Source organism: Vibrio sp. S11_S32, from assembly GCF_014694465.1.
Lineage (GTDB): Bacteria > Pseudomonadota > Gammaproteobacteria > Enterobacterales > Vibrionaceae > Vibrio > Vibrio algicola.
The window spans coordinates 1-14,483 of the sequence record NZ_JAAUWS010000054.1; the positions used below are offsets into that span (position 1 = coordinate 1).

Sequence of the window (14,483 nt, forward strand, 5' to 3'; positions counted from 1 at the left end):
TTGCGTCTCGTTGAACAGGGCGGCCATTTTAACGATTTGATTGAGCGTGTCAAACACTTTCTGCAATCTTTTTTCGTTAACCTTTTTGAGAAGGTTATGACCTCTGACTCGTTGCGGCCGTTAGGCTCTGTGCTCCGTGTCAGTGAGGTCGCATTATAGAGATCACCGTCACATTGGCAAGGCCTATTTTGCATTTTTATTGTTTTTTTTACTGTTCGAATAAAAAAGGAACGAAAAAGTGGAAAACTGGTGCTTTTCTCTACTTTTGTTTAATCTGGAGAGCAAACTCAGTGACTTTTTCCCAATTGGTATACTCAACTTCTTTACTGGTATCAGTCTCACCACCAGTCATCGTCATAATAAGACGGATCATTACTCGGTCTAACCAACGATAACGAGGATAATAAAGCGCACCAGCAAACACACCAATCAATTTTGGTTGCCAGGTAGATTTAACTAAAAACTTTTGGATATAACTACTTCCTTCAGGCGTGTCCTTTCCTTCTTTACGAGCGGTTAAGTTGACGCCATAAAAAAAAGACTCCATCGCTTGAAGCTGTTGCTCATTCTTATTGATAAAGCTATATAGCTTTTTATTGAAGTGCCCATAGCGAATAGAAGCACCTATAATCACTTTTTCATACTGCGTCAAATCGACATCATCCGCTTCTATAAGGTTCAATAACTGGCAATTTTCTACACCAATCTGATTAGCAATATGGTTGGCAATTTTATGGGTTTGACCATCTGTGGTTGAATATAATATGAGATATTTTTTCACAACAACTAACTCTTCCAAAATGTAGGGGTAAATAAAATAAGTAAAGTAAATACTTCGAGACGACCAAACAGCATAGAAATAATCAAAACCCACTTAGCACTGTCATTAACATTAGCAAAGTGAACCGCGACCTCTCCCAAGCCTGGTCCAAGGTTATTAAGTGTGGCGGCGACTGCAGAAAATGCACTTAGCTCGTCCATACCTGAAGCAATCAAACCCAACATACACAAAACAAAAACCAGCGCATAAGCTGAGAAAAACCCCCAAACAGCATCAACCACTCGTTGAGACAATACCTTACCGCCAATCTTAATGGGGTATACCGCTCTAGGGTGAACTAAGCGTTTTAACTCTCGCCCTCCTTGCAGGGTGAGTAATAACACTCGAATCACCTTTAACCCCCCGCCAGTAGAACCCGCACATCCACCGATAAATGAAGAGAACAATAACAGCACAGGTAAAAATAGTGGCCACTGAGAAAAACCTGTTGTGGTAAAACCTGCAGTAGTGGATATCGATACCGTTTGAAACAGTACTTGGTCAAACGTTTCAAATGTTGTTAACTCTGTCTGATGCACTAGCAGAATAACAAAGCATAATAAAAACAATAAGAATTGGATCACGATAAAGGCACGAAACTCAGGATCGCGCCAATAATATTTAGGGTGAACACCACCGGAAGAAAAAGCCGCAAAGTGAAGAGAGAAATTACACGCCGAAATCAACAAGAATATTACCGTGATCATATTGATCACCGGGCTGTTGAAATAACCCATACTAGCATCGTGAGTAGAGAAACCACCGATCGCAATAGTCGAGAAGCTATGACATATCGCATCAAACAAACTCATACCGGCTAACCAAAACGCAGCCGCACAGGCAACCGTTAAGCTTAGATAGATATACCATAAGACTTTTGCTGTCTCCGCGATACGAGGTGTCATTTTGTTATCTTTTACCGGGCCTGGAATTTCAGCGCGATAAAGCTGCATACCACCGATACCTAAGATAGGTAAAATAGCGACGGCTAGTACAATGATACCCATCCCACCAAACCATTGTAAAAATTGGCGGTAAAACAAAATAGCTTTTGGCAGTTCATCTAAGCCAACTAACACCGTCGCGCCAGTTGTGGTTAAAGCAGAAAACGATTCAAAAAAAGCATCTGTAATAGAAACATTGGGATTATTAGATAATAAAAACGGTAATGAGCCCGCACTGCCGATAACCACCCAGAATAACACCACGATCAAAAAACCATCGCGAGACTTCAGTTCTTTCTTTTGATCTCGGTTGAGCAACCAACACAAGCCACCACAGATTAACAAGACAAAAAAAGTGGTAATGAAAGGCACACCAGCACCATCGCGATACAACAAAGCCACCAGCGCAGGGGCCAACATTGATAAGCTAAATAAGGCCAATAATAAGCCGATGATGCGAATGATTGATCGAAACTGCATAGTCAATAATGAAGACGAGCTTCAAAGTTCCTTTTAAATAAAAACAGCTTCTATCATTGAAGCTCACTAATACGCACTCTGGCGCTCGATTTATTAATTAAAGCCTGTGTAAATACCGCGCACTCTCTTATATCTACCTCAACCACTAATAGAATATGAGAGCCAAAGTTTGCCTCTATTTGTGATGCTTGAAATTGTGCCATCACCGATTGCACCAACGGCATTAAAGCGTAGTCTAACTCTAGCTGTACTTGAGTTGTGATTTTTTTTTCAATTGTTTGAAGTTGCTTGAGTGCTTGTTGAACTCCACCACCATACGCCTTGACCAAGCCACCAGTTCCAAGTTTGATTCCACCAGAGTAACGAGTCACTACCGCCGTTAGTTCACCAACACCAGAACCCGATAACTGCGCTAAGATAGGTTTACCTGCCGTACCCGATGGCTCGCCATCATCGCTAAAGCCCCATAGCAAAGAATCTTCTGGCCTCCCCGCGACAAATCCCCAACAATTATGCCTCGCACTGGCATGTTGGCTTTTTACTTGCTCGATAAAGTTTTTCGCCATCTCAACACTTGGGGTATGCGCCAAATGTGTAATAAATACACTTTTCTTAATTTCTTCTTCAAATTCAGTGCTAGCAATCGGGATCAAATAAGGTTGGTCATTCATAAGCGTTAACAATAAAAAACAATCGTTCGAGTTTAGCATAAATCAACAAGTTAACTGGTGGTTAAATGACCGAGCCCACAAAAGTTAAACAATTGTTTGAAAAATGTATTGCAGTTAACATTTGACCGATCAACACTAAAAGGACCTGGTCAAACCAGATAATAACTATAATGAATTTGCGATGGTCAATACGTAATAAGATCTATCCGCAATACCTTTGTTCGTCATGGAGATAAACAATGATTTACCAAGACTCATCCCTATACGTGAAGGAATTACAAGACGGCATTGCTCAACTAACGTTTAATGCTGAATCGTCTGTAAATACCCTCAACACCAAAACGCTTAGTACTTTTGACAGCGCGCTCGATGCGATTAAATCTCACAATGGTATTCAAGGCTTAATTATTTCATCTGAAAAAGATGCCTTTATTGTGGGCGCTGATATCAAAGAGTTCTTAGGATTATTTGCCAAGCCGACCGAAGAGCTCGATCACTGGGTCAAATATGCCAACGATATTTTTTGTAAATTAGAAGATCTGCCTTTCCCGACGCTTTCTGTTATTCGCGGTTTTGCTTTAGGTGGCGGGTGCGAGTTGATTCTATCTACCGATCTGCGAATTGGTGATGCCACCGCAGTGATAGGATTACCGGAAACCAAATTGGGCATTATTCCTGGTTTTGGTGGCACCGTGCGTATGCCGCGTATTCTTGGCGCCGATAATGCAATGGAGCTTATTGCCACCGCCAAGCAACTGCGCGCCGATGAAGCGATTAAAATTGGTTTACTCGATGCCATTGTAGAAACCGATGCCCTGCAAGCTTCTGCCATAAGTACTATCAAACAAGCACAACAAGGCCAAATTGATTGGCAAGCTCGTCGTAGCCAAAAAACAGCGCCACTATCACTCAGTAAAATTGAATCCTTGATGAGTTTCACCATGGCAAAAGGGATGATCTCTCAAAAATCCCTGCCTCATTATCCAGCGCCGATAGCCTCAGTTAAAGCAATTGAAGAAGCCTCAACATCTCACCGTGATGCTGCACTTGATATTGAACGTAAATACTTTATCAAAATGGCTCAAACCGAAGTGGCACAATCTTTAATTGGTTTGTTTTTAAATGACCAATACATCAAAGGACTTGCTAAAAAATCAGCGAAGGCCGCACCAAAAACCGAACGCGCAGCGGTATTAGGCGCAGGGATCATGGGTGGCGGCATTGCTTATCAATCAGCATCGAAAGGTGTTCCGGTATTGATGAAAGATATTGCCCAGCCATCGCTTGATCTAGGCATGACCGAAGCATCTAAATTACTGAATAAGCAATTAGAGCGAGGTCGTATTGATGGCTTTAAGTTGTCAAAAGTACTTGGTTCTATTACCCCAAGCCTTCACTACGCAGGAATTGAACAAGCCGATATTATCGTTGAAGCCGTGGTGGAAAACCCAAAAGTCAAAGCCGCAGTATTGGCCGAAGTTGAAGTGCATGCAGCCGAAGGCACGGTATTAGCATCAAATACTTCAACCATTCCAATTAACTTACTGGCTAAATCAGTCAAGCACCCAGAAAATTTCTGTGGTATGCACTTTTTTAACCCAGTACATCGCATGCCGCTAGTAGAAATTATTCGCGGTGAACAGACTTCGGATGAAACCATTAATCGTGTGGTCGCATACGCAGCGCAAATGGGTAAGTCGCCAATCGTAGTCAATGATTGCCCTGGCTTCTTCGTCAACCGTGTTCTGTTCCCTTATTTTGGTGGCTTTAGTTTATTGCTGCGTGATGGTGCTGATTTCACTCAAATTGATAAAGTGATGGAGCGTAAGTTTGGTTGGCCAATGGGGCCTGCATATCTACTTGATGTGGTCGGGCTTGATACTGCTCATCATGCACAAGATGTAATGGCGCAAGGTTTCCCTGAGCGTATGGGTAAAAACGGCCCAGATGCCATTGGTGCTTTATATGATGCTAATAAATTTGGCCAGAAGAATGGCAGTGGCTTTTATGCTTACTCCCTCGACCGTAAAGGCAAACCAAGCAAAAAATTTGATAACGAAGTACTCGCACTCTTTGCTGATATTGCTGCTGAAAGTAAAGACTTCTCAGATGAAGAAATCATTAACCGCACCATGATCCCTATGATTAATGAAGTGGTTCTCTGCCTACAACAAGGCATTATTGCGACGCCACAAGAAGCGGATATGGCACTGGTTTATGGACTGGGCTTCCCTCCATTCCGTGGCGGTGTTTTCCGTTACCTAGACAGTATTGGCATTCAAACTTATATCCAAGCTGCCGCTCAATACCAAGAGCTAAGCCCTATGTATCAGGTCCCTCAGCTATTAATTGATATGGCAGAGAAAAATGAGACTTTCTACTCAAGCCAACAGGCTGCGGTATAACGATTTTGGATAAGCGATTAGTTTAAGGAAAAGCAGAATGAATAATGTAGTAATTGTTGATTGTATTCGTACCCCTATGGGTCGCTCAAAGGCTGGGGCATTTCGTCATGTTCGTGCTGAAGATCTGTCCGCACATTTAATGAAAGGGATTTTAAAACGAAATCCAAAAGTCGATCCAAAAGAAATTGAAGATGTGTATTGGGGTTGTGTCCAGCAAACACTCGAACAAGGCTTTAATATTGCCCGTAACGCTGCATTATTAGCGGGTATTCCTAAAAATGTTGGCGCAGTAACGGTTAACCGCTTATGTGGATCATCGATGCAAGCTCTGCACGATGCATCACGAGCCATCATGGTTGGCGATGCACAAATTTGCTTAATTGGTGGTGTGGAACACATGGGTCATGTCCCAATGAATCACGGCGTCGACTTCCACCCGGGGCTCGCGAAAAACATTGCGAAAGCATCTGGCATGATGGGACTGACCGCTGAAATGCTGGGTAAAGTACATGGCATTAGTCGTGAAGCTCAAGATGAATTCGGTGCTCGCTCGCATCGTCGTGCTCAAGCAGCAACGGTTGAAGGACGTTTTAAAAATGAAATCCTACCGATGGAAGGTCATTTAGCTGACGGTTCACTTGCTTTGTTTGATTATGATGAAGTAATCCGCCCAGAGACAACAGTGGAAACCCTCTCTCAATTGCGCCCGGTATTTGATCCGGCCAATGGCACCGTGACAGCAGGAACATCTTCTGCATTATCTGATGGTGCTTCTGCCATGCTCGTAATGAGTGAACAAAAAGCCAAAGAGTTAGGTTTGCCTATTCGTGCCCGAATTCGTTCTATGGCCGTCGCCGGCTGTGATCCATCTACCATGGGTTACGGCCCTGTTCCTGCTACTCAAAAAGCACTGCAACGCGCTGGCTTGAGTATCCAGGATATGGGTATGATTGAGCTTAATGAAGCGTTTGCGGCTCAAGCACTACCTTGTGCCAAAGATCTTGGTTTACTGGATGTCATGGAAGAAAAAGTGAATCTTAACGGTGGGGCGATTGCTCTTGGCCATCCACTTGGGTGTTCTGGCTCTCGGATCTCAACCACTCTCATCAACTTAATGGAAAGTAATGATGTACAATTTGGTTTAGCCACTATGTGTATTGGTTTAGGTCAAGGTATTGCCACGGTATTTGAACGGGTAGAATAAACGCCAGAAAAATACGCTTAGCTCTATATTGTTGCTGAATACAACAAAAAAAGGCTTCTGATACCTTTCAGATTAAAAGAAAGTATCAGAAGCCTTTTTATTACTTATCAATATCGGAATCGAAAACTAGGAAGCACTAACCTCAACTTGGCCAGATGAACCAGAACCAGTACTGCGATAAGGCACCACATAGCTCTCCCCTTCATTTGGGTGGATCACTTGGTAGTACTGAGGCAAGTTAAAATTACACTTCAATTCTTCGCCTTCATGGCTATTGGTGGTGTAAAAGCGATTTACGTTACTGATCATCGCATCTTTATCACCATCAAACTGGCGATAAACTTCCACATTATTGGCTTCATCCAACACGTAAATATTAAATCCGTCACCATCATCTTCAAAAAAGAACTGGATCAAGCCTTCACTAGCAAACGCATCCACGACATCTGGTGGTGGTAATTCTTGGTTCTTACCCGCAACCAGCACTGCCGAGCCTTGTAATTTATTACTCGAAATATTGCTGTAAAAATCAATCGAGTTCTCTAGCTTCATCACCGATACACCACGTCGTTCAAAGAATAAACCATACATTTGGTTTGCTACTTTGAGCACTTTAAAGCGGCGACGCTTTTCATTCTCAACCGGTTTCAAACGTAGATCGATACACTCAGCCAGCAATTGATACACCATATTACGCATCATGCCGCGCATATTTTGGCTATAACAGAACACATCAACCGACTCTGGCGGGCGAGCGTCTTGGTGCATTTTTCCTAAAATGGTTTTCAGCGCTTCTATAATCGCATTTTGGCCCGAAAAGTGCAGTGTTCTGACTTCATGCCATGAGTTGCGATACACTAAATCGACACTGGTAACCAAACATTGCTGCTGCTCAGAAAAACTAAAGATATCAACATTCTTCTGGGCACCTTTTAACTGCTGAGTCGTTAAATTAGCCGTCGGATCGCTTTCTAGATTAATAAAAATAGACAGCTGACTCACTTCGCACGGGCTACCTAGGGCTTGCATGGTCGGTTGGCGTTTACGCAAAGAAAAAGTATTGCGTAAGTCACTCACCATTTGATAAAGCTTATCCATATCCAGTTGTGCATCACGAACGACAGCTTCTAGATGTGTACCTTCAGTGATCAAGCCATTAAAAAATGCCCACGCCACTAATTTACTTAAATATTGATTATGCTCTAACGGTGCTTTTCCTAATATTTCATAAGGATCAAGCGCATGTTTATACAGATACCAGCCCGGTTGATTAGTTCGTCCTTGCGGTACTTGAATAAAGGTTAAATTAGGTTCATGTAAATCAGGCGATATTTGTGAATTTAATAATGTCACTTTGCCTGGCAGAGTTTCAAATGCAGCGTACAGTTTACGCGCCAAAATACTAATATCTTGCGGGCTTATCGCCGAGGTAATGTCATGGCGACGGGCAAATTGGATCAAATTACGGTAGCTCAGCATTAAAGCATCAAGCAACTCGTGATGTACCTTTTTTACTTGTTCCACTTTCCAATGGCGACGGTTGTCTAATTCTTCAATCAGCGCATCAGACCAGCCCCAATCGGAAACCAAATCTTGAATCGCCGAATGACGCCACGCAACATGGTTGTCCCCTGCCGAACGGGATAATTTTTCATGCGTTTTTAAATAGAAACACCGACGCACTAACTCTAGTCGGCGTTGATCGCCAATACGTTCAAGATAACGAGTCACTTTTTCCAGCATTAGATAATAACTATCCATGCCATATTCTTTCTGCTCGCAGGCAAAAAATCGACGCTTAGTATCAACACTCAATAATTGAGGATTTGGGTACTCCCAAGAATAAGACTCCAATAAAATCGCTTTCAAAACTGATTTGTAAGGTGAATCGATACTTTTATATAGCTGCCACAGGTTGGATCCAAAATACTCTTCTGCAGGAATACGGTGCAACTGACCAAAGTCGATCCATTCAGAACAATCTAGCTGGCCACTTCCACACAGTTGCTCGACATATTCGTCGTAGCACTCTTCCATTTCAGGTGGCACGATTTTCCATAGCAATCGTTGCCCAGCAAGACGAACCGCTGAACGATAAAATTCATCTAACAATAAAAGGTGTTGCGATGAGCCACAATTATCACCAGTCATTTCTTCAGATTGATTAGTACGAAAACGATTTTCATCCATTAAGAAGAAATTGGCTTCAACACCAAAGCCTTTCGCCCATTCAGTAACGGCTAAACATTTGTTGCTCAACAGAACCCTATCTTCCAATCGCATTTCTGATGAGATACACACCCAAATATCTAAATCACTTGAAGAACTTTGCCCTACCGACGAAGTGCTTCCCATGGTGTATAAAGAACGAATATGTTGAGTTGGATCAGAATGGCTTACTGTTGCCTCATAACCCAACATATCGAGCAATAACTGCTGCTGAATATCAGTCAGGGTAAAGTTTGCAATACCACTCGGCGTGTTATCGCCAGAAAAACCTGGTAGCTGAGTATGATTGAAGTGCAATAGCGTAGGAATAAGGTGGAAAACTTGTTGGCTGGTTTTATCCATCAATGACAAAGCTCGCTCAATCCTTTGCTGATTAAGCGCATCTAGCTTTTGTATTAATGATTGGGTGTATGCCTGCAAGATAAATTCCTAGCACTACTATATGAATAAGAGAACCTTGGCTTACTATTGTGGAGCAAGCTAAAACTGTGATCAATCTAACACTTTTTTATAAAAGGGTAAACATTATACAACTTTATCATCCTACCACTTTAGTCTCTATCACCTATTTACCTATGCTTATCGGTTGTTTATCAAAATTTTGGCGCTAAAAGTAAGCGTTTTAAGTTAAGAATGTTAGGATGAGTAATAACAAAATTGATTAAAAAGGTTCCTTATGTCTACCACTCCAATTCGTATCGCGACTCGAAAAAGCCCTCTCGCTCTATGGCAAGCTTATTATGTTAGAGATGCCTTACAGCAAGCTCATCCGGGCCTAGAAGTAGAACTAGTCACGATGGTAACTAAAGGGGATATTATCTTAGACACTCCTTTGGCAAAAGTTGGTGGTAAAGGTTTATTCGTTAAAGAACTCGAAGTAGCAATGCTAGAAGGACGCGCCGATTTAGCCGTGCATTCAATGAAAGATGTACCTGTCGATTTTCCTGACGGTTTAGGCCTAGTCACCATTTGTGAACGCGAAGATCCGCGCGATGCTTTTGTGTCAAGCACCTACCCTAACGTCGATGCGCTGCCACAAGGTGCGGTGGTTGGTACTTGTAGCTTACGTCGCCAATGCCAATTAAAAGAACGTCGCCCTGATCTGATCATCAAAGATTTACGTGGCAACGTCGGAACCCGCTTAGGGAAACTCGATGCCGGTGAATATGATGCGATCGTATTAGCTGCGGCAGGTCTAAAGCGTCTCAAACTTGAAGATCGCATTCGTAGCTTTATTGAACCAGAAGAATCTCTGCCAGCAGTAGGCCAAGGCGCAGTTGGGATTGAATGCCGACTGGATGATGAACGTTTACTAAAACTGCTTGCTCCTCTCAATCATACCGACACCCAAGACCGAGTATTATGTGAGCGCGCCATGAACCTCACACTTGAAGGCGGTTGTCAGGTACCGATTGGTAGCTACTCACTATTAGATGGCGACAATATCTGGCTACGCGGTTTAGTGGGCGAACCGGATGGCTCAACGATTATTCGTGGTGAAGTCCGCGGTTTACGTAAGGATGCAGAACAACTGGGCGTCACGCTTGCCAATCAATTACTCAATGATGGCGCTAAAGTAATCTTAGAAAAACTGTACGCTGATCACGACTAACGATGAGTGTTCTGGTAACTCGTCCAGGAGAGGATGGCGCGGATTTATGCTATCAATTAAGCAGACTCGGTATTGAGAGTCAGCACCACCCTCTTTTGCGATTTGAGCAAGGAAAAGATAACGAAACACTTCACTGCACCCTTAAGCATTGCGATATTGTCATCGCGGTCAGCCAATATGCAGTTCATTGGGCTTATCAGACTTTAAAGCAACAACACCGCCCATTTCCCTCGCAGATCCACTACTTTGCTATTGGAAATAAAACGGCGCAATTATTACAGCAATACAGTGCGCAGCGTGTTATCTCACCTAAAATCAGTGACAGTGAACACTTACTGGACTTACCAGCTTTGAAGTTAGTCAAAAATCAGCGTATTTTAATTCTAAGGGGTAATGGTGGGCGCGAGTTAATTTATCAAACTCTACAACAACGTGGAGCGTCTGTTGATTACAGCGAAATCTATCAACGATCTTATTTGCCCATAACTAAAGACGTATTTTCGCAGTGGCAATTAGCCAATATCAAACAATTAGTCGTCACCAGTAGTGACCAATTACATTACCTAATTTCACACACACCGAATGATTACCTAGCTTGGATAAAACAGCTAAAACTTTATCTCCCAAGTATACGTATTGAGCAACAAGCAAAACAACTTGGTTTTTCGCATATAATAAATACAGGAAGTGCCGCTAATTCAGTTTTACTGGAATACATTAGCGGAAAAACTAATACAGCAGGATCAAAATATGACCGACAATAATTCAACCAACGCTGCCGTCACCCAAACAAGCCAAGCTTCTCATTCAGCGGCAAGCAATAAAAAAACCAAAAAGCCCGGCAGCAAGCGAGCGACTGCAGCAATTATATTGGCATTATTGGTTGCCGGTTCCGTTGTCGCCTATGAGCAATATCAATATACCCAAAATCAAAAAACGATTGGCAAACTCAGCGCGCAAGTTACTCAATTACAAAATAATATAAACCAACAACTGCAAGACAATAAGCAACAGTTTCAAAAAGACAGTCAGCACTTGATCCACAAAGTGGGCACCAATAGCGAGCAGCAACAAAAGAGCATCAAAAGTTTGCAGCTTGCCTTAGCCGATATAAAAGGTCGCAGTCCAAACGATTGGTTATTAGCCGAAGCGGACTACTTAACTAAAATGGCCGGCAGAAAGCTATTTTTAGAACATGACATTGAATCTGCAACTCAACTAATGCAATCGGCCGATCAACGTATCGCCGCTTTAAACGATCCAAGCTTAGTCAGCTTACGCAAATCGATGGCAGAAGATATCACCCAACTAAAATCCTTACCTATTATTGACCGTGATGGACTAATCATAAATTTAATTAGCCTACAAACTGAAATTGACAAGCTTCCATTAGCCAATTCACTGCTACCTAAAGAAGAGAAAAAACAAGATATTGCGGTATCGGAAGACATCAATGATTGGCAAGATAACCTGCTCACATCAGTCAAAGATTTTACCGGTCATTTCATTACCTTCAGAACGCGTGATGGCAATGCTACCCCACTACTGTCACCTGAACAGCACTTTTATTTTAAAGAAAATATGAAGGCAAAATTAGAGGGGGCAATTAAAGGGGTCAATGTCGAAAATAATGATATTTATCAAGCATCTTTGCAAGCAGCACTGGATTGGTCGAATAAATACTTCAATCAACATTCATTGAAAGTACAGAAATTCGAACAAGCCTTACGTCAACTAAAAGAAAAAAATATTACCGTAAACTATCCGGTTAAGCTTAAATCTCAAAAGCCATTAACCGATGTTATTTCCGATCGTTTACGTCGCTCAGTCACTGTTGTGGGTAAAGGAGATAAATAATGTTTCGATTAATTTTCCTTTTTATTGTCTTAGGCTTAGGCTTATTTGTTGGCACTCAATTTTCTGATCAACAAGGTTATGTACTGATCTCAATTGCCAACACCACAACCGAAATGAGCGTCACTACCTTAGTCATTTTTGTGGTTGGTGTATTAGCCGCTTTATACATTGCTGAAAATATTATTAAACGTGGTTTACGAGCCAGTAGTGCCACTTGGAACTGGTTTAGTGTGCGTAAATTAAAACGCGCACGTCGTTATACCAATGAAGGCATCATTAAATTATTAGAAGGCGACTGGCAAGCGGCAGAAAAAAAAGTGACTCGTTGGGCTAATCATCATGACATGCCTATCCTTTGTCATTTAATTGCCGCAGAAGCCGCGCAAGGTATGGGTGATGAAACCAAACGTAAAAAATATCTGGCTTTAGCATTAGAACTCGACAAAAACTCTCTGGCTGTAGAGATAACCCAGATCCGCCAAATGGTAAGAAATAACCAATACGCTGATGCCCATGCTCACCTTGAAAAGTTGAAGGGTCGTTATCCCAATAACACTATTGTCTTAAATTTATTAAAGAAAACCTATCAACATCTGCAATTATGGACGGCGTTAGATGAACTGCTACCTAAATTAAAAAAGACCAAGCTTATTCAAAATGAAGAGTATCAAACTCTATATTATCAAGTTCAATTAGGAAAAATGGAAGAAATTGGATCTCAAAAAGGCACCAGTGGCTTATTAGCCTATTGGAGCAATTTACCTAAAAAGCTTAAACAAGATGAGAATGTTGTCCGCTTGATGGTTGAGCAACTTATCGAGACTAAAGGCGATTCTGAGGCTTATGTGATATTAAGAGATAGCCTCAAACAATCACCTTCCGCTCTATTGTTGCCACTTCTTACCGAGATCCATTTACCGGATACCTATCCAGCCATTGTTCTATTAGAAGGAATAGTGAAAAAAAGCAAAGATCACGCCGAAGCCAACAGTACACTAGGCCAACTTTACCTTCGTGAACATAAGTGGCCTGAAGCCCAGAATGCCTTTGAACAGTCATTGAAACAACGCGCTAGTGTTACAGATTATTCTTATCTTGCCGATGCTTTAGAGCATCAAAATATGCACCAAGCCGCGGGTGATGTATCCCGCAAAGCGTTAAGTTTAATGACTTCAAAATAGAAATTTAACTCAACAACCAAAACCTAGCCAAGCAAACGGCTAGGTTTTTTTTGCTTAAGATAAACACTCGCTAGAGGGTGTTATACCAATTCCATTTAATATTTGATCAATTTGAATGCGCCGAAAAGACGCTGATCCGTCCTTGGTCGCTTGAGAAAAGGCCATCTATGGCCTTTGACACTTTTCTCTGTACTCAATTTTGAACGCTCATTAAATTTATGGAATTGGTATTAATTAAGATCTTCAGCATAATCAAATGCCTCTGTATTCATCGAAACTCAATCTTTCTAGAATTGGTCACATCCATATCACTCAGAAAAACAGAGCGTCACAGACTAATGTCGCCAAGATACTAAAGCCTAATCAGTTAATCTTCCAGATTGATATAAAGCATCATGCCAGCTCATCTGAAAATTTCTCAAATTACAGAATAGAGCTACATACGGTCGTGATCATGGGGTGTAGGTTGGCATATAGCCGATTTAGCGAATGAATTTGATAACGTAAACATAATCAAACATCTCGGAACTAACTCCAATAGAGCAAGTTTGAAGAGGGTTACACCGGCAGTAACAATGGGTGGCGTTGACAATGGTTTGTTAGAATGCTCAAAAAGGTGACTCGAATGCACTCGCGGGGCTAGATAAACCCAGTTCATTGTTCGTTTTTCAGCTGGTATAAACAACATGAAACTTTGTTTATTTTCATCAAAAAACAGTTACAGAAAATTAAATTCTTAAACGTTAGATATGAAAAAACCCACTGCAAGCAGTGGGTTATCTCGAATAGTGGTGGAGGGATAGGGATTTGAACCCTAGGCCCGCTATTAACAGGCGCCGGTTTTCAAGACCGGTGCTTTCGACCACTCAGCCATCCCTCCACAAATTGTTACCATCTAAAGTCTTATTTGAGTGCTTTATACAGTATTCCATCAGTTTTAAACTGATACTTTTATTCAAGCCTGGCGATGTCCTACTCTCACATGGGGAAACCCCACACTACCATCGGCGCTATTGCGTTTCACTTCTGAGTTCGGCATGGAATCAGGTGGGTCCACAATGCTATGGTCGCCAAGCAATA

Annotated in this window: 10 protein-coding genes, 1 tRNA gene and 1 rRNA gene; 6 read left to right on the forward strand and 6 right to left on the reverse strand. The window is 41.9% G+C overall.

Going from position 1 to position 14,483, the window contains the following annotated elements; translation table 11 throughout:
• Positions 1–259 precede the first annotated feature (259 nt).
• Genes hemG through HC723_RS14855 form a run of 3 tightly spaced genes read right to left on the reverse strand, consistent with a single transcriptional unit; the run spans position 260 to position 2,915 of the window.
• Positions 260–781, reverse strand: a complete 522-nt coding sequence (hemG, locus tag HC723_RS14845; RefSeq protein WP_190339636.1) for a menaquinone-dependent protoporphyrinogen IX dehydrogenase — start codon at positions 779–781, stop codon at positions 260–262.
• 5 nt (positions 782–786) lie between these two features.
• Positions 787–2,244, reverse strand: coding sequence for a TrkH family potassium uptake protein (locus tag HC723_RS14850; RefSeq protein ID WP_153448031.1), 1,458 nt, complete (start codon positions 2,242–2,244; stop codon positions 787–789).
• 53 nt (positions 2,245–2,297) lie between these two features.
• On the reverse strand, positions 2,298–2,915 hold the full coding sequence (locus HC723_RS14855) for a YigZ family protein (RefSeq protein ID WP_153448032.1): 618 nt from the start codon (positions 2,913–2,915) through the stop codon (positions 2,298–2,300).
• A 239-nt stretch (positions 2,916–3,154) separates the two neighbouring features.
• Here HC723_RS14855 and fadB point away from each other — a divergent pair, with 239 nt between their 5' ends.
• Together fadB and fadA are read left to right on the forward strand one after the other, a co-directional pair.
• A complete protein-coding gene (fadB, locus tag HC723_RS14860; RefSeq protein WP_190339637.1) occupies positions 3,155–5,320 on the forward strand; it encodes a fatty acid oxidation complex subunit alpha FadB in 2,166 nt (721 codons plus the stop codon).
• Between the two features lie 37 nt (positions 5,321–5,357).
• Entirely contained in the window at positions 5,358–6,524 is a 1,167-nt protein-coding gene (gene fadA / locus HC723_RS14865; protein ID WP_153448034.1) for an acetyl-CoA C-acyltransferase FadA, read from the forward strand.
• Positions 6,525–6,650: 126 nt separating this feature from the next.
• On the opposite strand, the gene HC723_RS14870 is transcribed toward fadA, so the two are convergent.
• Complete coding sequence (locus tag HC723_RS14870) at positions 6,651–9,173, reverse strand: class I adenylate cyclase (protein ID WP_153448035.1); 2,523 nt, start codon at positions 9,171–9,173, stop codon at positions 6,651–6,653.
• 256 nt (positions 9,174–9,429) lie between these two features.
• Between HC723_RS14870 and hemC the strand changes: the two genes are divergently transcribed.
• Genes hemC through HC723_RS14890 form a run of 4 tightly spaced genes read left to right on the forward strand, consistent with a single transcriptional unit; the run spans position 9,430 to position 13,403 of the window.
• Positions 9,430–10,365 carry a hydroxymethylbilane synthase gene (gene hemC, locus HC723_RS14875; protein WP_153448036.1) on the forward strand — a complete coding sequence of 312 codons (936 nt, stop codon included), beginning with the start codon at positions 9,430–9,432 and terminating at the stop codon, positions 10,363–10,365.
• 2 nt (positions 10,366–10,367) lie between these two features.
• Entirely contained in the window at positions 10,368–11,129 is a 762-nt protein-coding gene (locus HC723_RS14880; RefSeq protein WP_190339638.1) for a uroporphyrinogen-III synthase, read from the forward strand.
• On the forward strand, positions 11,116–12,222 hold the full coding sequence (locus tag HC723_RS14885; RefSeq protein WP_153448038.1) for a uroporphyrinogen-III C-methyltransferase: 1,107 nt from the start codon (positions 11,116–11,118) through the stop codon (positions 12,220–12,222). The genes HC723_RS14880 and HC723_RS14885 overlap by 14 nt, the downstream gene beginning before the upstream one ends.
• On the forward strand, positions 12,222–13,403 hold the full coding sequence (locus tag HC723_RS14890) for a heme biosynthesis protein HemY (protein ID WP_153448039.1): 1,182 nt from the start codon (positions 12,222–12,224) through the stop codon (positions 13,401–13,403). The genes HC723_RS14885 and HC723_RS14890 overlap by 1 nt, the downstream gene beginning before the upstream one ends.
• Before the next feature lie 789 nt (positions 13,404–14,192).
• Here HC723_RS14890 and HC723_RS14895 read toward each other — a convergent pair.
• Together HC723_RS14895 and rrf are read right to left on the reverse strand one after the other, a co-directional pair.
• Positions 14,193–14,283, reverse strand: a tRNA-Ser gene (locus HC723_RS14895).
• Between the two features lie 79 nt (positions 14,284–14,362).
• Positions 14,363–14,478 (reverse strand): 5S ribosomal RNA (rrf, locus tag HC723_RS14900).
• Positions 14,479–14,483: the final 5 nt, after the last annotated feature.

Coding starts and splice junctions, on each gene's coding strand:
- HC723_RS14850 (WP_153448031.1), bottom strand. CDS start 2,244: ATGCAGTTTCGATCAATCATTCGCATCATCGGCTTATTATTGGCCTTA.
- HC723_RS14855 (WP_153448032.1), bottom strand. CDS start 2,915: ATGAATGACCAACCTTATTTGATCCCGATTGCTAGCACTGAATTTGAA.
- fadB (WP_190339637.1), top strand. CDS start 3,155: ATGATTTACCAAGACTCATCCCTATACGTGAAGGAATTACAAGACGGC.
- fadA (WP_153448034.1), top strand. CDS start 5,358: ATGAATAATGTAGTAATTGTTGATTGTATTCGTACCCCTATGGGTCGC.
- hemC (WP_153448036.1), top strand. CDS start 9,430: ATGTCTACCACTCCAATTCGTATCGCGACTCGAAAAAGCCCTCTCGCT.
- HC723_RS14880 (WP_190339638.1), top strand. CDS start 10,368: ATGAGTGTTCTGGTAACTCGTCCAGGAGAGGATGGCGCGGATTTATGC.
- HC723_RS14885 (WP_153448038.1), top strand. CDS start 11,116: ATGACCGACAATAATTCAACCAACGCTGCCGTCACCCAAACAAGCCAA.
- HC723_RS14890 (WP_153448039.1), top strand. CDS start 12,222: ATGTTTCGATTAATTTTCCTTTTTATTGTCTTAGGCTTAGGCTTATTT.